The sequence below is a fragment of the Paractinoplanes tereljensis genome, from assembly GCF_016862435.1.
Lineage (GTDB): Bacteria > Actinomycetota > Actinomycetes > Mycobacteriales > Micromonosporaceae > Actinoplanes > Actinoplanes tereljensis.
Genome location: NZ_BOMY01000002.1, coordinates 611225 through 630126, shown reverse-complemented (window position 1 = coordinate 630126; position 18902 = coordinate 611225). Strand labels below are relative to the sequence as shown.

Sequence of the window (18902 nt, the reverse complement as noted above, 5' to 3'; positions counted from 1 at the left end):
CGCGGATCCCTGCGGTACCGGCCGTGCCTGCCCGCCCGCACGTCATCGCACGACCGAGCCTTGGAGAACTGTCATGTCCACGGTCCCCTACGTTGAGCCATCGGCCGGAACGGGAATCGAGCTGCCACCGCCTTCCGTGGTGGATGCGAGTGAACCACTCGTCAGCGTGATCATTCCGGCGCTCAACGAGGCGCGAAACCTGCCGCATGTAATGGCGGCACTGCCCGAGGTCGACGAGGTGATCCTCGTTGACGGGGGCTCAACGGACGACACGGTCGAGGTCGCCCGCCGGCTGATGCCCGGCATCCGGGTCGTCACCCAGAACCGGCGCGGCAAGGGCAATGCCCTGGCCTGCGGGTTCGCGGCGGCGACCGGAGACATCCTGGTGATGATCGACGCGGATGGCTCGACCGATCCGCGCGAGATCCCGAGCTTCATCGCGGCTCTGCGCGCCGGCGCCGACTTCGCGAAGGGCTCCCGGTTCCACGGCTCGGGCGGCAGCGCCGACATCACCGCGCTGCGCCGGGCCGGCAACAAGTGCCTGAGCCTGCTGGTCAACACCATGTTCCGCACCCGCTACAGCGACCTCTGTTACGGCTACAACGCGTTCTGGGCCCGGCACCTCGACGTCTTCGGCCTGGACTCGACGTCGCCACGGCCGGACGGCGACGGCCGGCTGTGGGGTGACGGCTTCGAGATCGAGACCCTGCTGAACCTGCGGGCGGCCCGGGCCCGGCTGCACATCATCGAGGTGCCCAGCTTCGAACAGGCCCGCATCCACGGCGAGAGCAACCTCAACGCGATGACCGACGGCCTGCGGGTGCTGCGGACCATCGCCCGGGAGTGGCCGCGGCGCCGTAGCGCGGTGAAAACCGCGGAGCACGCCCGGTGAGGATCGGCGTCGTCACCAGCGCCTATCACCCGGAGGTGGGTGGCGTGGAGACGCACGCTCGCCGGCTCTGCGCGGCTCTGGTCGCGGCCGGCGACGAGGTCGAAGTGCTCACCCAGCACGCGGTGAGCACCGACGAGACGATCGACGGGGTGCTGGTGCGGCGCTTCCCGCTCACCGTGGCCGCCTCCAACTACCGCTTCTCCCTCGCCCTCTGGCACTACCTGCGCGGGCACGCCGGTCACTACGACGTGCTGCACGCGCACAGTTACCACGCCCTCGCCGCGGTGCCGGCGGCGCTGACCAACCGGACCCCGCTGGTCTTCACCCCGCACTACCACGGCACCGGGCACAGCCTGCTGCGCCGGGCGCTGCACCCGATCTACCGGCCGGTCGGCCGGCGGGTGGTGGCCCGGTCCAGCCGGCTGATCGCGGTCACCCACGCCGAGCGGGAGTTGCTGGTCCGGCACTTCCCGGAGGCCCGGGACCGGATCGTGGTCATTCCCAACGGGACCGACCCGGCCCGGGCGGCCGAACCCATCGACGAGCCCGGCCGGGGCATCCTGTGCGTCGGCCGGCTCGAGCGGTACAAGCGGGTCGACCGGGTGATCCGGGCGATGACTCACCTGAGCGACGAGCACCGGCTGGACGTGGTCGGTGCCGGCCCGGCCCGGGACGAGCTGGAGCAGCTGGTTCGCCGGCTGGACCTGTCCGACCGGGTGCGGTTCCACGGGCGGCTGCCCGAGGACGCGTTCGCGGCCCGGATGGCGGCGGCCGCCGCCGCGATCTCGGCCTCGGCGCACGAGGCGTTCGGGATGACGGTGGCCGACGCGCTCGCGGCCGGCCTGCCGACCGTGGCGTCGTTCATCCCGGCACACCGGGAACTGGCCGTGATGGCCGGTTCCGGTGTGCCGCTCTGGCTGGTCAACCCGGACGACGAGGTCGCGCTGGCCGACGCGCTGCGGGTCGCGGCCGCCACCGAGCGGGCCGACCTCGGCCACCATCCGCTGCCCACCTGGAGCGACGTAGTGCTGGAGACCCGGGAGGTCTACGCGAGCGTCGCGCCGCGGGTGCGACTGATCCAACATCGAGCGGGAGCCGCCGACCGATGACCCTGACCGCGCCCGCCGCCGTACTACCGGAAACCGCCGAGCCCGCCCCGGGCCGGGATCACAGCGCCGTCTGGTGCGCCGTCTCGCTGACGGTCGCGGGTGCGGCCGGGGCGGTGGCGCTGGTCGCGGCGGACCGGGCCGCCGAGTGGGGGCACGGCCGGCCGTTCGAGCTGTTCTGGCTCGGCATGCTGGTCTTCACGCTGCCCGCCGCGTACTGGGCCGGGCGGCGGGCGACCAGCTCCCGGCTGCGGCTGGCCGTGATCGTCGCGTACGCCTGCTTCACCTACCTGCCCAAACTCCTGCGCAACCCGACCGGTCCGCTGTACCACGACGAGTTCGCGCATTGGCGGCAGAGCCGCGAGATCCTGCTCGACGGCCGGCTGTTCGAGGCGAACCCGATCGTCCGGGTGGTCGGCGACTTCCCCGGACTGCACTCCGCGGTGGCCTCGGTCGCCTCGCTCACCGGGATCTCGGTGTGGCATGCCGCGCTGGCCGTGCTGATCGGCGCGCACCTGCTGCTGGTGCTGGGCGTGACCGTGCTGGCCCAGGAGATCTGGCGGGACGGCCGGACCGCCGCGATCGCCGCCCTCGCGTACGGCCTGAACAGCTCTTTTCTGTTCTTCGACACCCAGTTCGGCTATGAGTCGCTGGCCATCGCCCTGTGGGTGTGGACGCTTGTCGCGCTGGTCCGGGCGATGCGTGCGCCGGCCAAGGCGCCGATCGCGGTGCTGCTTATCGCGGCCACCGTGGTCACCCACCACCTGACCGCGCTCGGCCTGATCGCCACCATGCTGATCATCGCGGTGGCGGCGACGATCAAACGGCGCGACGCGGTGGCCGCGACGGCCTGGCTGCTGACCCTGACCGCCGCGGTGCTGACCACGTCCTGGCTGCTGTGGGTGGCGCCGAAGACCGCCGGATACCTCGATCCCTACCTGGCCAAGGCGCTCAACCAGTTCGCCGGGATGTTCAGCGACAACGGGGAGAGCGGCCGCACGCTGTTCAAGCAGTCGATCGCGCCGTGGTGGGAGCAGAAGACCGCGTTCGTCGCGCAGGGCTGCGCGCTGGCCGCGATGACCGCGGCCGCCGTCCACCTGTACCGGACGCGGAACCGCGATCCGCTGGCGCTGGCCATGCTGGTGCTCGGCGTCTGCTACTTCCCGGCCGTCCTGCTGATCCTGACCCCGTCCGGGGCCGAGGGCGCCCGCCGGTCCTGGGCGTTCAGCTACCTCGGCATCGCCCTGGTGGTGGCGCCGCTCGCGGTCCGGCTGCTCGACCGGTGGGCCGGAAAGGCGGCCGCCGCGCTGCTCACCGTGTTCGCGATCGTCATGGTCGGCAACACCGCGGCCGGGATGAACCCGTCCTACCGGTTCCCCGGCCCGCCGGTGTACGGCTCGGACACCCGCGCGCTCATCCCCGAGGTGGCCGCCGCGGCCGACTGGCTGCGCGCGACCCAGGGCCGCGGGCTGCGGATCGTCGCCGACCGTTACTCCGGGCTGATCTTCGGCTCGTTCGGCGGCCAGGACCCGGTCACCGGCTCGGTCACCTTCCCCACCTACGACGTCTACCTCACCCAGCCCGGCCAGCCGGTCAACCCGGCCCTGATCGGGCAGCTCAGCGCGTGGCGGTTCGGCTATCTGGTGGTCGACCGGCGGATGGCCCGGGAGGTTCCGGAGATCGGCATCTACTTCGAGAACAACGAGCCGATCGCGCACAACGGCCGGCCCGGGTTCACCCTCGGTCAGCTCACCAAGTTCGACCACACACCGTGGACCATCAAGATCTACGACAGCGGGAACATCGCCATCTACCGCTTCGACTTCGCCTCGCTGAACGTCCCGGCGATCGGGGGCGGCAAGTGACCACCCTGCGGGTTCTCGCCGCCGCCCTCGCCACCTTCGGCCTCCTCGCTCTCGTTGGTGGTGGCGGTTGGTGGCCGGCGGCCGTTCTGCTGATCGGCCTGCTCGCGCTCGGTGAGCTCTGGCTGCGCGCGCTGGTCGCCGAGACGGTCGCGCCGGCCGCCCGGATCGGCCTCGGCGCGGTGTCCGGGCTGGTCAGCCTGCCGATGGTGGCGGTCACCCTGCACCTGCTCGGGGTGCCGCTGCGCAGTTCGCAGCTCGCCGCCGGGCTCGCCGTGCTGGCGGTTCTGCTGGGCGGGGTGGCGCTGCTGCGGGAACGGTCCGGCCCGGTGCCGGACGACCCGCGCTTCGCGCGCACGCTCCCGGCGATCGCCATCCCGGTGGTGGTCGCGCTGGTCGTCGGGGGTGCGGCCACCATGGCGTACGTCCGGATGCCGCACCCGCAGCAGCCGGGGTTCACCAGCGTCGCCCTCGGCGGCTGGGCGGCCGGCATCGACGGCCCGGTCACCTTCCCGCGAGCCGGCCTCGACGTCCCGATCCGGGTAGCCAGCGCCGGCGAGCCGGCCGCGGTGGCCCAGCTGCGGGTCAGCGTCGGGTCCCGGCCCGCCGCCCCGGCCCGCCCGGTGACCGTCGACGCCGACACCATCCAGTCGATCGCCGTGCACGTCCCGGCGCCGCTCACCGGCTGCCTGCACCGCATCGAGATCAGCGTGGGCGCGGCCAGCACCATCTTCTACGGCCGCGGGCCGGCCAAGTGCTGAGGGCGGTCGGCCGGGACTCGCTGGCCCGCAACAGCGTCCTGATCATGGCGAGCACCGTCGGGACCAGCGGGCTCGGCTACCTCTACTGGATGGTCGCGGCCCGCGAACTGCCGCGCGCGGTGATCGGCACCGCCACCGCGCTGATCTCGGCGGCCACCGTGGTCAGCATGGTGGCCAACCTGGGCGTCGGGCACATGTTCATCCAGCGGCTGCCGGAGGCCGCGACCGCCGCCTGGTCCCGGATCGTCAGCGCCGGCCTGCTGCTCGGCTGCGCCGCCACGGCCGCCGCGTCGCTGGCGGCGGCCCTGGTGCTGCCCCGGGCGGTCGGCAACTTCGCCTTCCTGGCCGGGGCGCGCGGGGTGGTCGCGCTGGTCCTGACGGCCGTCGCGCTGACCGCCTCGATGCTGCTCGACTACGTCTTCGTGGCTCACCGGGCCAGCCAGGGCATGCTCTGGCGCAACCTGGCCCTGGCGGCCGGCAAGGTGGCCGCGCTGGCCGGGCTCACCGCGGCCGGGCTGGCGACTCCGGCGGCGGTGGTGCTCGCCTGGACGGTGCCGTCGCTGCTCGTCTCGGCCTGCACCCTGCGCTGGAGCCTGTCCCGGCTGCGGCCCGGGTGGCGGCTCACCGGGACCGGTCTCGGCGCCGAGCTGCGCCACGTGCGCGGCTCGATGACCGGGCACCACCTGGTCAACCTGGCCCAGGCCGGGCCGAGCGCGCTGCTTCCGGTGCTGGTCACCGCGCATCTCGGGGCGGCCGAGAACGCCCACTTCTACGTGGCCTGGATGACCGCGTCGGTGCTGTTCATGGTCTCGCCGGCGGTGGCCTCCGCGCTGTACGCCGAGCGCACCAACGCGGCCGGCCGGTCGGCGTCGCTGCCCCGGGCCGCGCTCGTCGTCCTCGTCGTGATCGGCCTCCCGGCCGTGGTCCTCTTCCTGGCCGGCGGCTGGATCCTCGGCCTGTTCAGCCCGGCCTACGCCGCCGCCGGCGGCCTGCTGCTGAAGATCCTGGTGCTGGCGGCGATCCCGGACGCGATCACCAACCTGGCCGTGGCGCACTGGCGCTCGCTCGGCAAACTGCGCCGCTGTCGACGGCTGAACCTGGCGATGGCGGCGGTCTGCCTCGGCCTGACCTGGCTGTGGCTGCCGGCGATGGGAATCGAGGCGGCCGGCCTGGCCTGGCTGGTCGGCCAGTCACTGGGCGCGGCCCTGGTCGCCGTGCACGCCGGTTACACCCGCCTGCGGCGCCGGCCCGCCCCGCGTTACGCCGCGGCGCCGCGTCCCCGGCGGCCGCGGCCGTCGCCTCATCCGGTCGGTCCTTCCCATTCCCGCCCGCGTTCCCGGAGAGTCCCGTGAAGATCCTGCACCTGGCCAACCTGTACGCGCCGATCATCGGCGGTCTCGAGCGCAGCGTCGCCACCAGCAGCGAAGAACTGGTGCGGCGCGGCCACGAGGTGACCGTGCTGACCCTGGCCACCCCGGGCGTTCCACCGGAGGAACGGATAGGCGATGTCCGGGTGGTCCGGGTGCGCAGCATCGCCAACCGGCTGCTGCCCCGGATCAACCAGGACCGGGCCAAACCGTTCCACCCGACCGCGGCCGACCCGCTCACCGTCGCCGACATCCGGCGCGAGCTGCGGGCCCACCGCTACGACGTGGTGCACAGCCACGACTGGCTGATGTACAGCTACCTGCCGCTGCGCTTCGGCCCGGACGGGGTGCCGCACGTGCACACCGCCCACGACTTCGGGCTGGCCTGCGTGAAGAAGACCTTCGCCCGGGACGGCCGGGGCTGCGCCACCGGACCCCGGCTCTCGCACTGCCTGCCCTGCGCGTCCGGGCAGTACGGCCGGCCCAAGGCGGCGGCGCTGACCGCGGCCCTGCGCGCGCACCGGCACCGGGGGATCGACGCGCTCACCGCGATCTCGCCGTCGGTGGCCCGCGCCCTGGAACAGGCCCGGCTCCCGGCCGGCCTGCCGGTGCAGGTGGTCTCCAGCCTGGTGCCGGACGGGCTGGACGAGCTGGCCCGCCGCACGCCCCGGCCGGACTGGCTGCCGGACCGGCCGTACCTGCTGTTCGTCGGGGCGCTCGGGCCGCACAAGGGGGTGGACGTCCTGTTCACCGCGTACCGGAAGCTGGTTGACCAGTGGCACGGCGCCGAGCCGGCCCCGGCGCTGGTCTGCATCGGGACCTGGCGCCCGGACACCCCGCCGGTCCCGCCCGGGGTGCTGGTGCGGCACGACGTGCCGCACGCGCAGGTGATGGCGGCCTGGCACGGCGCGGCGGTCGGCGTGGTGCCGTCGATCAACGAGGCGATGGGGCAGGTGGCGGTCGAGGCGCTGCTCGCCCGCACGCCGCTGATCGCCTCCCGGGTCGGCGGGCTGGCCGACATGATCCGCGACGGGGAGAGCGGCCTGCACGTGCCGGCCGGTGACCCGGAGGCCCTGCACGCGGCGCTGATCCGGGTGCTCACCGACGACGCCCTGGCCGACCGGTTGCGCACGGCCGGCTATCACCGCGGGCTCGATTTCACCGCCGCCCGCGTGGTCCCGCAGATCGAGGAGGTCTACCGTGCCTGCCGCGCCTAGTCCAATTTGTCAGGAAAAGCCGCGAGTGCTGGTGGTCGGCTCGGGCTGGCGGTTCCTCTCCGGGATCAGCTACTACACCTGCCGGCTCGCGAACGCGCTCAACACCCGCTACGACGTCGGCACGGTGCTGATGCGGCAGCTGCTTCCGGCACGCCTCTATCCCGGCCGGGAACGGGTCGGCCGGCCGCTGTGCGACCTGCGCTACGACGACAGCATCCCGGTGTTCGACGGGGTGGATTGGTGGGGCCTGCCGTCGCTTGCGCGAGCCGTCCAATTTATGCGCAAATTTCGTCCTGAAGTGCTCGTCCTGCAGTGGTGGACCGGCACCGTGCTGCACTCCTACCTGGTCCTCTGCCTCGCCGCCCGGCTCACCGGGGTGCGGGTGATCATCGAGTTCCACGAGGTCCAGGACACCGGCGAGGCCGAGCACCGGTGGGCCGCGGCCTACGTCCGCAAATTCATCAAGCCGCTGCTGCGGCGCACCGACGGCGTGGTGGTCCACTCACGCTTCGATCAAAAGACCCTTCGGGAGACGTACGGCCTCAGCACGGTCCCGCTGGTGATCGCCCGGCACGGGCCCTTCGACCACCACGACGCCGTGGTACCGGAGCCACGCACCCCGGGCGGTCCACGCCGGCTGCTGTTCTTCGGCACGATCCGCCCGTACAAGGGACTCGAGGATCTGATCGAGGCGTTCGCGACGCTGCCCGGCGACTACCACCTGACCGTGGTGGGGGAGACCTGGGAGGGCTGGACGCTACCGGCCGAACTGATCGCCGCCTCGCCCGCCGCCGGCCGCATGGAGTTCGTCAACCGCTACGTCGCCGACGCCGAGGTGGACGCCTACTTCGCCGCCGCCGACCTGGTCGTGCTGCCCTATCGGCGCAGCTCGGCGAGCGGGCCGCTGCACATCGCGATGAGCCACGGCCTGCCGGTCGTGGTGACCGCGGTCGGTGGCCTGGTCGAGGCGGCCGAGGACTACCCGGGCGCCCGGTTCGCGCCGGCCGGCGATCCGGCGGCGCTGTCGGCCGCGATCCGCGACGCCGACCGGTTGATCGGCCGGCGGCACGCCGACCCGTCGTCCTGGGACAGGACCGTCGCCGCGTACGACGAGCTCCTGTCCCGGATCGGCGTGCCGCTGCCCCTTCAGGAGGCCGACACCACCACGTCGTCGAACCAGACGGTGCCGGTGTTCTCCGCCGACTTGAGGTGAATCTGCATGCTGACCGAACCGGCCGGGGCGACCCCGTCCACGACCAGCTTCGTCCAGTTGGTGGTGCCGGTCGGCAGCAGCGCCGAGGCGCCGCCACCCAGCCACTTGTCGTTGATGTCGAACCAGCTCAGCGCGATCTGAGTGGCGCCGGTGGCGGCGTTGCCGCGGGCCCACGCCTCGCCGTGCCACTTCTGGCCGGAGACCACCGGCGCGAGCGGGGCGACCCGGAAGGACGGGGCGCCGGACGCGGTCTTGCCGGTGTTGGTCAGGGTGACCGACCACTTGCCGGTGCGAGCCTGCGTCTGGGTCTTGACCGCCTGGCCCAGTTCGGGCAGGTAGGCCCGCCACGGGCTGAGGCCGGTCCCGTTCTCGAAGCTGGTGTCCATCAGCGTGCCCGGCTGGGCGATCCCGGTCCAGGCCGCCTTCACCACGGCCGCGGCCGCCTTGGCCACGCCGTTGGTGCGGTACAGGCCGTAGGTGTACTGGGCCGGGATCTTCGAGACCTGGGACTCGGGGATCGCGCCGGTGGCGAAGTCGGTAAGCGTCCACGGGGCCACCGACTGCACGCCGGCCGCCTTCGCGGCCTGGAACACCCGGGCCAGGAAGGCCGCCTGCTCGCCCTCGGTGTTCTGCAGGGTGTTCAGGCCGACCTCGCCGATCACCATCGGGGTCGGCGCGACCGTGGCCTGCGCCTGCTTGATCACCGCGAGGGCCCGCTCCGAGCTGGTGTAGAAGTGGAAGTCGTAGTAGTCGAGCGGGTTCGCGACGAGCGCGGCCTTGATCTTGCCCATCCCGACGGCGCCGTCGTCGCCGTTCACCGAGAAGGTCAGCGGCATCGTCGGGTACGCGGCCCGGACCAGCGGGACGATCTTCTTGGCCCAGATGATCCCGCCCACGTCGTCCGGGTCGAACTCGTTCTGCAGCTCGACCGAGATGATCCGGGGGTCGTCCTTGTACGCCCGGAGCAGGTTGTTCGCCCAGTTGAAGCTGTTGGCGACCTCGCTGTACTGGCCCCACCAGTCGAAGAGCGTGAACTTGACGGTCATCCCGTACTTGTCGGCGATCTTCACGAAGGTGGCGAGCCGGCTGGTGTAGGTGGAGTTCAGCGTCGGGTAGCCGAACGTCGACGGGAAGATGATCGCCCGGGCGCTGGTGGCGCCGAGGGCGTCCGCCTTCGCCATGTCGGCGTCGATCTGGGCGGCGTCGAAGTCGGTCCACATCTTCGCCCACCCGGCCTTGGCCGGGTAGTAGTTGATCGTCTTGGCGGCCTTGACGGCGGCCATCCGGGAGGCCAGCGTCGGCACTTCGGTGACGGCCTTGGCGGAGACCGTGGTGGTCGCGGGCTTGACCGCGGTGGGCTTGGCAATCGCCGGGGCGGCGGCGGGAGCGGCAAAGCCGAGCAGAACCGTCGAGGCGATGACGGCGGCGCGGTGGCGGCGGGAGAGGTTCAACGCGGTCCCTTCCGTGGGACGGAGTCAGTTTGTTGAGCGGCCCTCCAATCGGCGCAGTTGCATTAGGGGTGTCATAGTTCGCTGATTGCTTCGTTGGTGCGCCTCGGTCGCAGCCCGGTTGCCGCAACCGAAACGTCGGACTATTTGCCTCGTGCAGCCGTCCTGAGCTGCGGAAACGCGGTTTTTGGTGATCATTTGCCGGGTTGCCAAACGGATGCCGAACGGTATCGACGCCGCTGGAGAATGCATTCTGTGGCGACGAAAAAGGTGGTTTCCTGCCGGATAAACCCGGGCCCGGGTTGCGAGTTGGTAGTTACGCCTCGGGGTAGTGCCGCGGTGTGTAGACGCGGGTCGTTCCATCGGCGCCCGCGACCGCCCGGGTCTGGCTCGAACCGATCAACAACAGGCAGCGCATGTCGACCGTGGCCGGGTCCAGCTCGGCCAGGGTGGTGACCCGCACCGACTCGGTCGGACCGCCCACGTCCCGCCCGATCACCACCACCGTCTCCGGCGAGCGGTGCTCCAGCAGCGCCGCTCGGGCCCGCACCAACTGCGCGGTGCGTGACTTCGAGGCCGGGTTGTAGATCGCGATCACCAGGTCGGCCCGGGCCGCGGCGACCAGCCGCGACTCGACCACCGACCAGGGCTTGAGCCGGTCACTCAGGGACAGCACGCAGAAGTCGTGGCCGAGCGGCGCGCCGACCCGGGCCGCCACCGCCTGGGCCGCGGTCAGCCCCGGCACCACCCGCACCGGAACGTCCTTCCACTGCGGGTCGTCGGCCACCTCGAGCACGGCGGCGGCCATCGCGAACACCCCCGGGTCACCCGCCGAGATCACCGCGACCCGGTGCCCGCGCCGGGCCAGATCGAGCGCGAACGCGGCCCGTTCGGCCTCGACCCGGTTGTCCGAGGCGTGCTTGCGCTGACCCGGCCGGGCGGCGACCCGGTCGAGGTAGGGGCCGTAGCCGATCAGGTCGTCGGCGGCGGCGATCGCGGCCCGTGCCTCCGGGGTGAGCCAGCGCGGGTCGCCCGGCCCCAGCCCGATCACGGTGACCTCGCCGTCCCCGTCGGTGCTTTCCGCCGGTCGGTTGAACCCGGCCGCGGCCGGGCTCGGGAGCAGGGCCAGCGAGAAGTACGGCACGGTCGACGGGTCGACGTCGGCGAGCGGGGCGGTGCGCTCGCCGGTCGTGGTGGCCCGCTCGACGTACCAGGCGTCGGCGAGCCGGCCCGAGCGCTCCAGGGCCTCCCGGACGTTCGGGAAGGTGCGGCCCAGCTTCATCACGGCGGCCGACTCGGTGGACGCCAGGTGCGCGGCCAGCTCCCCGGCCGGCAGCGTGCCCGGCAGGATGGTGAGCACCTCGTCGCGTTCCATCAGCGGCCGGCCGAGCGCGGCCGACGCGGCGCTCACCGAGGTCACCCCCGGGACGACGGTGGTCTCGTAGCGGTCGGCGAGGCGCTTGTGCATGTGCATGTAGGAGCCGTAGAAGAACGGGTCCCCCTCGGCCAGCACCACCACGTCCCGGCCCGCGTCGAGGTGCGCGGCGAGCCGGGCCGCCGACTCGGCGTAGAAGTCGTCGATCGCGCCCTGATACCCGCCCGGATGGTCGGTGGTCTCGGTGGTCACCGGGTAGATCAGCGCTTCCTCGATCTGCCCGTCCCGCAGGTGTGCCGCCGCGATGGCCCGCGCGTTGCTGCGCCCGTGCCGGGCCGCGTGATAGGCCACCACGTCGGCGTTCTCGATCAGCCGGACGGCCTTCACGGTGATCAGTTCCGGGTCGCCGGGGCCGACGCCCACGCCGTAGAGCTTTCCGGCCATGGCTGTCACTCCGTCTCCGATGCCAGGGCGTTGACCGCGGCGGCGGTGATCGCGCTGCCACCCCGGCGCCCGCGCACGACCAGGTGTTCCAGGTCGGAGGCGGCCAGCGCCTCCTTGGACTCGGCCGCGCCGATGAACCCGACCGGAATGCCCAGCACCGCGGCCGGCCGCGGCGCCCCCGCCGCGATCATCTCCAGCAGCCGGAACAGCGCGGTCGGCGCGTTCCCGATCGCCACCACGCTGCCGCCGAGCCGGTCGCCCCAGAGGTCGAGGGCCGCCGCGCTGCGCGTGGTCCCGAGCTTCGCGGCCAGTTCCGGCACGGCCGGGTCGCGCAGCGTGCAGACCACCTCGTTGCCGGCCGGCAGCCGCTTGCGAGTGATCCCGGAGGCGACCATCTCGGCGTCGCACAGGATCGGCGCCCCGTCGAGCAGCGCCTTGCGCGCGGCCCGCGCCACCAGCGGGCTGAACCCGACGTCGGCCGGCAGGTCGACCATCCCGCAGGCGTGGATCATCCGCACCACGACCCGGCTCACCTCCGCCGGGAACGCCGACAGGTCGGCCTCGGCCCGGATGGTCGCGAACGACCGCCGGTAGATCTCGGCCCCGTCCCGCTCATAGTCGAATTTCATGCTCAGCTCCTGCGTGCCGCGACGACGGCCGCCGCCAGATCCGCGGCGTGGGGGTGGGTGACCGGACCGTCGGGGGTGGTGACGGCGTAGCCATGGGGGGTGGCCTCGACGCGGACGTGTGGGCCGGCGGGGGAACCGCAACCGCGCTCGCAGCCGAGCCAGTGCACAGGGAGGCCGTCGACGAAGCGGGTGGTGGCCAGGGCGTCGGCGCGGATGTCGGCGCGGGACTTGGCGCAGCCGGGGAGGCCGGCGCAGGCGGTCACGCCGGTCCAGCGGGAGTCAGGGGCGGCCGGCAGGCCGGCCTCGGTCAGGCGGCGCTGCCAGTCCGACGCCGCCGCCGGCGGCAGATCAGCCACCACGACCCCACGCCAGGGGGTCACGACCAGCTGATCGGCTTCGGCCAAAACCTTCATCTGTACGCCGGTCAGCCGGCCGAGCGGAACGATCGCCCCCACCGCGAACAGCCCGTCGGGTTGCGGCAGCACACCCACCGGCGACGCGGGGTAGTCGGGAACGAGCGCAGGCTCGTCGCGCAGGGTGACGCCCAGCCGTGCGGCCGTCTGCTCGGCGATCGCGCGAGCTCCGCCGGGCAGTTCGGCGAGGCGCCACGCCGGCCTGCCCTGGTGGCGGGCGCGGGCGTCCAGGAACGCGTGCGCGGCGGCCAGCAGCGCCGGGACCACCCGGTCGGCGGGGACGCGGAGGCCCTCGTCGTGGCCGGCGAACAGCACGGCGAAGTGGTCGCCGTCCGGGACCGCGGCGACGTCGGGGACCAGCGGGACGGTGCCGAGGGCGAACAGGAAGCGGCCGGGCAGGGCGGCCAGCGCCGGGTCGGCGCAGAGGGCGGCGTCCAAGTCGTGGATCAGGGTGCGGGTCGGGCGGTCGGCCAGCGGCGGGGCGGCGATGTTGCGTACGGTCTCGTGGGTTGCCGTGGGAAGTAAGCCGGCGGCCGACAGCCGGGCCGCCAGATCCGTCGGGTTTGTCCGGGTCAGCGCGCGCAGCTGGACGTTGGCCCGCGAGGTCAGTTCCAGGCTGCCGTCGCCGGATGCGGCGGCGATCGCGGCCAGCGCGGTCAGCTGGGTGCCGGTCAGCCGGCCGCCGGGAAGCCGGACGCGTGCGAGCGGGCCGTCGGCTGCCTGATGCAGCTTCAGCGCGCCGGGGCAGGCGTCGGTCTCGGACTGGCGGATCGGGTGGGGCACGTGCCGGATCCTACGGAGGACCACCGACATGAACGCATCCTCGGGTCGGCATCGTCACACACCACACCCCGGCTTGACGGCGGTCGGCGCGGCCCGGAAGGCTGGGAGGTCACGAGCGGCGACGCCGCGGAGGAAGCCGGTGAGAGTCCGGCGCGGTCCCGCCACTGTCACCAGGCCTACCAGGCTCGGGAGCCAGGAACTCCGGTCGCCGTGATCCGACTACCCGGGGCGCGGACCCCGAGGGGAGCGCGCGTGTTTCTGCTGCTGTCGACCTCCGACACCGACCTGCTCAGCGCCCGGGCCAGCGCGGCCGACTGGCGCCTGGCCAACCCGGCCCGCACCGGCGTGGCCGACCTGCCCGGCCTGCTCGACGGGGTCGAGCTCGTCGTGGTCCGGATTCTGGGCGGCCGCCGGGCCTGGGAAGAGGGGCTCGACGCGCTGCTGGCCGGGCCGGTCCCGGTGGTCGTGCTGGGCGGCGAGCAGGCGCCGGACGCCGACCTGATGAAGCTCTCCACCGTGCCGGCCGGGGTGGCCGCCGAGGCGCACTCCTACCTCGCGCAGGGCGGGGCGGAAAACCTGGGCGCCGTTTTCCACTTCCTCTCCGACACCGTGCTGCTCACCGGGCACGGCTTCGCCGCGCCGGTGGCCGCGCCGGACTGGGGACCGCTGCCGCGCGAGACGACGGCGACCGGGCCGGTGGTCGCGGTGCTCTACTACCGGGCCCACCACATGGCCGGGAATACCGCGTTCGTCGAATCGCTGTGCCGCCAGATCGAGGCGAAGGGCGCGCGGCCGCTGCCCATCTTCACCGCTTCTTTGCGTACTGCCTCGGAAGAGCTCCTGGCCGAGTTGCGTACGGCCGACGCCCTGATCGTCACCGTGCTCGCGGCCGGCGGCACCAAGCCGGCGACCGTCGGCGCCGGCGGCGACGACGAGGCCTGGGACGTCGGTGTGCTCGCCGGCCTGGACGTGCCGATCCTGCAGGGGCTGTGCCTGACCAGCAGCCGGGCCGCGTGGGAGGCCAGCGACGACGGGCTGTCGCCGCTGGACGCGGCCACCCAGGTGGCGATCCCCGAGTTCGACGGCCGGATCATCACGGTGCCGTTCTCGTTCAAGGAGATCGACCCGGACGGGCTGTCGGTCTACGTGGCCGACGACGAACGCGCGGCGCGGGTGGCCGGCATCGCGGTCGCGCACGCCCGGCTGCGGCACGTGCCGGCGACCGAGCGGAAGATCGTGCTGATGCTGTCGGCCTACCCGACCAAGCACTCCCGGATCGGCAACGCGGTCGGCCTGGACACCCCGGCCTCGACGGTCGCGCTGCTGGCCGCGATGCGTTCCGCCGGGTACAAAATCGGGTCGTTCGGCGACTACGACGGCGACGGGCTGATCCACACGCTGATCGCGGCGGGCGGGCAGGACCCGGACTGGCTGACCGAGGACCAGCTGGCGGCGAACAAGGTGCGGATCTCGTCGGCGCGGTATTCGGCGTTCTTCGCCACGCTTCCCGATGATCTCCAGGCCCGCATGGTGCAGCACTGGGGGCCGCCGCCCGGCGAGCTCTATGTCGACAACGGCGACATCGTGCTGGCCGCGATCCGCGACGAGAACGTCGTGGTCATGGTGCAGCCGCCGCGTGGCTTCGGCGCCAACCCGGTGGCCATCTACCACGACCCCGACCTGCCGCCGAGCCACCACTACCTGGCCGCCTACCGGTGGCTGGCCGATGAGTTCGGGGCGCACGCGGTGGTGCACGTCGGCAAGCACGGCAACCTGGAGTGGCTGCCGGGCAAGAACGTCGGCATGTCGGCCAGCGACGGCACCGACGCGGCCCTCGGCGACCTGCCGCTGATCTACCCGTTCCTGGTCAACGACCCGGGCGAGGGCACCCAGGCCAAGCGCCGGGCGCACGCCACGCTTGTCGACCACCTGATTCCGCCGATGGCGCGGGCCGAGTCGTACGGCGACATCGCCCGCCTCGAGCAGCTGCTCGACGAGCACGCCAACATCGCCGCTCTCGACCCGGCCAAGCTGCCGGCCATCCGGGCCCAGATCTGGACCCTGATCCAGGCCGCCAAGATGGACCACGACCTCGGCCTGGACAACCGGCCCGGCGACGACGACTTCGACGAGTTCATCCTGCACGTCGACGGTTGGCTGTGCGAGGTCAAGGACGTGCAGATCCGCGACGGCCTGCACATCCTCGGGGCCGCGCCAGTCGGCGAGGCCCGGATCAACCTGGTGCTGGCGATGCTGCGGGCCCGGCAGATGTGGGCCGGCAAGGTGGCCGCGCTGCCCGGCCTGCGCGAGGCGCTCGGGCTTGCGGAGGACGCCTCGACGGCGCGCACCGACGAGGTGGAGGCTCTGGCGCGGGCGCTGGTCACGGCGATGGAGGAAGCGGGCTGGCCGACTGATGCCTCCGACATCTCGGACAATCCCGAAGTGCGGCGCGTGCTGGAGTTCGCCGCGACCGAGGTGGTGCCGCGGCTTGCCCGCACGACCGACGAGCTGACCAACGTGCTGCACGCGCTGGACGGCGGTTACGTGCCGGCCGGGCCGAGCGGCTCACCCCTGCGCGGCCTGATCAACGTGCTGCCGACCGGCCGGAACTTCTACTCGGTCGACCCCAAGGCGATCCCCAGCGCGCTCGCCTGGGAGACCGGCCAGGCGATGGCCGACTCGCTGCTGGCCCGCTACCGCGCCGACTACGGCGACTGGCCCCGGTCGGTCGGCCTCTCCGCGTGGGGCACCAGCGCCATGCGCACGGCCGGCGACGACATCGCCGAGATCCTCGCCCTGATCGGCGTACGCCCGATCTGGGACCCGGCCTCCCGCCGGGTCACCGGGCTCGAGCCGATCGGGAAAGCCGAGCTCGGCCGCCCCCGCATCGACGTCACGGTCCGCATCTCCGGCTTCTTCCGGGACGCGTTCCCGCACGTGGTGGCCATGCTCGACGATGCCTTCCGGCTGGTCGCCGAGATCGACGAGCCGGACAACTACGTGCGTGACCACGCGCTGCGCGACCAGGAGTCGCACGGTGACTGGCGGCGGGCCACCATGCGCATCTTCGGTTCCCGGCCGGGCGCCTACGGCGCCGGCATCCTCCCGCTCATCGACAGCCGAAACTGGCGGGACGACAAAGACCTGGCCGAGGTGTACGCGGTGTGGGGCGGCTTCGCGTACGGGCGTGGCCTGGACGGCGTGCCCGCGCGCCCGGACATGGAGAACGCCTACCGCCGGATCGACGTGGCGGCCAAGAACATCGACACCCGCGAACACGACATCGCCGACTCGGACGACTACTTCCAGTACCACGGCGGCATGATCGCCACGGTGCGCGCGCTGACCGGTAAGGCCCCCGCCGCGTACGTCGGCGACTCCACCAACCCGGACGCCACCCGCACCCGCAGCCTGACCGAGGAGACCGCCCGCATCTTCCGGGCCCGCGTGGTCAACCCACGCTGGATCGCCGCGATGCGCCGGCACGGCTACAAGGGCGCCTTCGAGTTGGCCGCCACGGTCGACTACCTGTTCGGCTTCGACGCCACCGCCGGCGTGGTGACCGACTGGATGTACGAACAGCTGGCCGCCAGCTACGTGCTGGACCCGGAGAACCAGAAGTTCATGCAGGACTCGAACCCGTGGGCCCTGCACGGCATCACCGAGCGCCTGCTGGAGGCGGCCGACCGCAAGCTGTGGGAGGCCCCGTCCCCGGAGACGCTGTCGGCCTTGCAGGAGGTCTTCCTGGCCACCGAGGGCGACCTGGAGGACCACTAGATAAGCCCTAGCGCCGCAGCAGGTAGGTATCCATGATCCAGCCGTGCTTCTCGCGGGCCTCGGCGCGGATGCGGAGGATCTCGTCGGCCACCTCGGACACCGGGCCGGAGGCCAGCAGCTCGTCCTCCGTGCCCAGGTAGGCGCCCCAGTAGATGTGGGCGTCCGGGTGGGCGGTGAAGGCCTGCTGGGCGTCGAGCATGACGATCACGTCGTCGACGCCGGCCGGCCAGCCCTCGTCGGCCAGGCGGCGGCCGGTGGTCACCTGGAACGGGCGGCCGACCCGGTTCAGCGGGATCCGGTGCTTGGCGGCCAGGGTGGAGACGCTGCTGACGGCCGGGATCACCTCGTACTCGAAAAGGGTCTGGCCGCGGGCCAGGATCTCCTCGAGGATCGCGGTGGTCGAGTCGTAGAGGGACGGGTCGCCCCAGACCAGGAAGCCGCCGGTCTCGTCGTCCAGCAGGTGCTCGCTGATCAGCGCCTCGGTCACCTCGGAGCGGCGGTGCCGCCAGTCGGCGACGGTGCCCTGGTAGTCCGTTGGCGTGCGGTCCCGGTCGGGGTCGCGGCCCTCGGCGATCCGGCGGCTGGGCCGGCCGTACGCCTTCATCATCCGGCGCCGGAGCTCGATCATGCTCTCCTTCGCCTCGCCCTTGTCGAGCACGAAGAAGACGTCGGTCCGCCCGATCGCCTTGGCCGCCTGCAACGTCAGGTGGTCCGGGTGACCCGCACCGATCCCGATCACGTAGATCTTCCGCACAAGTCAGGCTATCGCGGCACCCAGGGACGCGAACGCGGCGCCGATCGGACTTTTAGTAGCGTCTATGTCCATGGGGAGCGAGCCGACCGCCGGGGCACTGCTCGCCGCGGGCAACGAGGCGATGCTGGAGGCGGCCTTCCGCACCGGTGACTACCTGCCGGCGCGGCAACTGCTGGAGGCGGCGCGGGACCGCGCCCGGCGCGACCGGGACCGGATCGACGAGGCGGCCGCGCTGACCCGGCTCGGCATGCTGCTGCACTTCGCGGCGATCGGCGAGGACCTGAGCCGGGCCGACTGGCCGGCCGAGGAGCGGCTGTTCCAGGAGGCCCTGGCCATCCAGCGGGAGGCCGACGACCCGGCCGGGGCGGCCGAGTCGCTGTTCGGGCTGGGTCTGGTGCATCAGGTGCTGCGCGGCGACTGGGCCACCGCGATGCCGTTCTACGGCGAGGCGCTCGAGCTCGCCGAGCGGTACGCCGACGAGATGGTGCGCTCCGAGGTGCACCGGCACCTCGGGTTCTTCCACGTCTACGTGGCCGGCGATCCGGAGCAGGGGCTGCGGCACCTGCGCATGTCGCAGGTGCTGCGGGAGCGCTACGGCGACCCGCGCCGGATCGCCACCGGCACGCTCGCGCTCGGCGAGGCCGAGCTGGCCGCCGGCAACCGCGCCGAGGCGATGCGGCTGCTGCAGGAGGCGGTCTACCAGGCCCGTACGGTCGGCCTGAGCGCCCAGCGGATCGGCTGGGCCGAGCGGGCGCTGCAGGACGCCGAGGCCAGAGGAACCTGAGCGTTCCCGATGTCCAGCGTTCGTCGGGATTCCGACGGATCGATCATGATCAGTTAAGTGGTCTGTAAGTTAACTGA

General features: G+C 72.5%; 14 protein-coding genes and 1 riboswitch. Of the genes, 9 read left to right on the top strand and 5 right to left on the bottom strand.

What is annotated here, in order from left to right; genetic code table 11:
* The first annotated feature begins 73 nt into the window (after positions 1-73).
* The 7 genes from Ate02nite_RS04125 to Ate02nite_RS04095 are packed head-to-tail and all read left to right on the top strand — an operon-like array spanning position 74 to position 8418.
* The gene (locus Ate02nite_RS04125; RefSeq protein ID WP_203798856.1) at positions 74-892 is read left to right on the top strand and encodes a glycosyltransferase family 2 protein; all 819 of its coding nucleotides are present in this window, start codon (positions 74-76) and stop codon (positions 890-892) included.
* Positions 889-2001: a glycosyltransferase family 4 protein gene (locus tag Ate02nite_RS04120; protein ID WP_203798854.1), complete on the top strand. Its 1113-nt coding sequence runs from the start codon at positions 889-891 to the stop codon at positions 1999-2001. Before Ate02nite_RS04125 ends, Ate02nite_RS04120 begins: the two co-directional genes overlap by 4 nt.
* Positions 1998-3863: a putative glycosyltransferase family protein gene (locus Ate02nite_RS04115; protein ID WP_203798852.1), complete on the top strand. Its 1866-nt coding sequence runs from the start codon at positions 1998-2000 to the stop codon at positions 3861-3863. Before Ate02nite_RS04120 ends, Ate02nite_RS04115 begins: the two co-directional genes overlap by 4 nt.
* Positions 3860-4621 (top strand): hypothetical protein, encoded by a 762-nt coding sequence (locus Ate02nite_RS04110; RefSeq protein WP_203798850.1) that lies wholly within the window; start codon positions 3860-3862, stop codon positions 4619-4621. Before Ate02nite_RS04115 ends, Ate02nite_RS04110 begins: the two co-directional genes overlap by 4 nt.
* On the top strand, positions 4615-5973 hold the full coding sequence (locus tag Ate02nite_RS04105; protein ID WP_203798848.1) for a lipopolysaccharide biosynthesis protein: 1359 nt from the start codon (positions 4615-4617) through the stop codon (positions 5971-5973). Before Ate02nite_RS04110 ends, Ate02nite_RS04105 begins: the two co-directional genes overlap by 7 nt.
* A complete protein-coding gene (locus Ate02nite_RS04100) occupies positions 5970-7205 on the top strand; it encodes a glycosyltransferase family 4 protein (RefSeq protein WP_203798847.1) in 1236 nt (411 codons plus the stop codon). The genes Ate02nite_RS04105 and Ate02nite_RS04100 overlap by 4 nt, the downstream gene beginning before the upstream one ends.
* 25 nt (positions 7206-7230) lie before the next feature.
* Entirely contained in the window at positions 7231-8418 is a 1188-nt protein-coding gene (locus Ate02nite_RS04095) for a glycosyltransferase family 4 protein (RefSeq protein ID WP_239147101.1), read from the top strand.
* Here the strand turns inward: Ate02nite_RS04095 and Ate02nite_RS04090 are convergent.
* The 4 genes from Ate02nite_RS04090 to Ate02nite_RS04075 form a co-directional block, all read right to left on the bottom strand.
* Positions 8352-9869: a glycoside hydrolase 5 family protein gene (locus tag Ate02nite_RS04090; RefSeq protein ID WP_239147100.1), complete on the bottom strand. Its 1518-nt coding sequence runs from the start codon at positions 9867-9869 to the stop codon at positions 8352-8354. The two genes, Ate02nite_RS04095 and Ate02nite_RS04090, sit on opposite strands and share 67 nt — an antisense overlap.
* Positions 9870-10182: 313 nt before the next feature.
* Positions 10183-11685, bottom strand: a complete 1503-nt coding sequence (locus Ate02nite_RS04085; protein ID WP_203798845.1) for a precorrin-2 C(20)-methyltransferase — start codon at positions 11683-11685, stop codon at positions 10183-10185.
* 5 nt (positions 11686-11690) lie between these two features.
* The gene (locus tag Ate02nite_RS04080; RefSeq protein ID WP_203798843.1) at positions 11691-12314 is read right to left on the bottom strand and encodes a precorrin-8X methylmutase; all 624 of its coding nucleotides are present in this window, start codon (positions 12312-12314) and stop codon (positions 11691-11693) included.
* Positions 12315-12316: 2 nt separating this feature from the next.
* Positions 12317-13510 carry a ferredoxin-like domain-containing protein gene (locus tag Ate02nite_RS04075; RefSeq protein WP_275422776.1) on the bottom strand — a complete coding sequence of 398 codons (1194 nt, stop codon included), beginning with the start codon at positions 13508-13510 and terminating at the stop codon, positions 12317-12319.
* 129 nt (positions 13511-13639) lie between these two features.
* A riboswitch (cobalamin riboswitch) is annotated at positions 13640-13712 on the top strand.
* Between the two features lie 50 nt (positions 13713-13762).
* Here Ate02nite_RS04075 and cobN point away from each other — a divergent pair.
* Positions 13763-17287, top strand: coding sequence for a cobaltochelatase subunit CobN (gene cobN / locus Ate02nite_RS04070; RefSeq protein ID WP_203798839.1), 3525 nt, complete (start codon positions 13763-13765; stop codon positions 17285-17287).
* A gap of 7 nt (positions 17288-17294) precedes the next feature.
* On the opposite strand, the gene cobF is transcribed toward cobN, so the two are convergent.
* Positions 17295-18041, bottom strand: a complete 747-nt coding sequence (cobF, locus tag Ate02nite_RS04065; RefSeq protein WP_203798837.1) for a precorrin-6A synthase (deacetylating) — start codon at positions 18039-18041, stop codon at positions 17295-17297.
* A gap of 70 nt (positions 18042-18111) precedes the next feature.
* On the opposite strand from cobF, the gene Ate02nite_RS04060 reads away from it, so the two are divergent.
* Positions 18112-18825 (top strand): tetratricopeptide repeat protein, encoded by a 714-nt coding sequence (locus Ate02nite_RS04060; protein ID WP_203798835.1) that lies wholly within the window; start codon positions 18112-18114, stop codon positions 18823-18825.
* Positions 18826-18902: the final 77 nt, after the last annotated feature.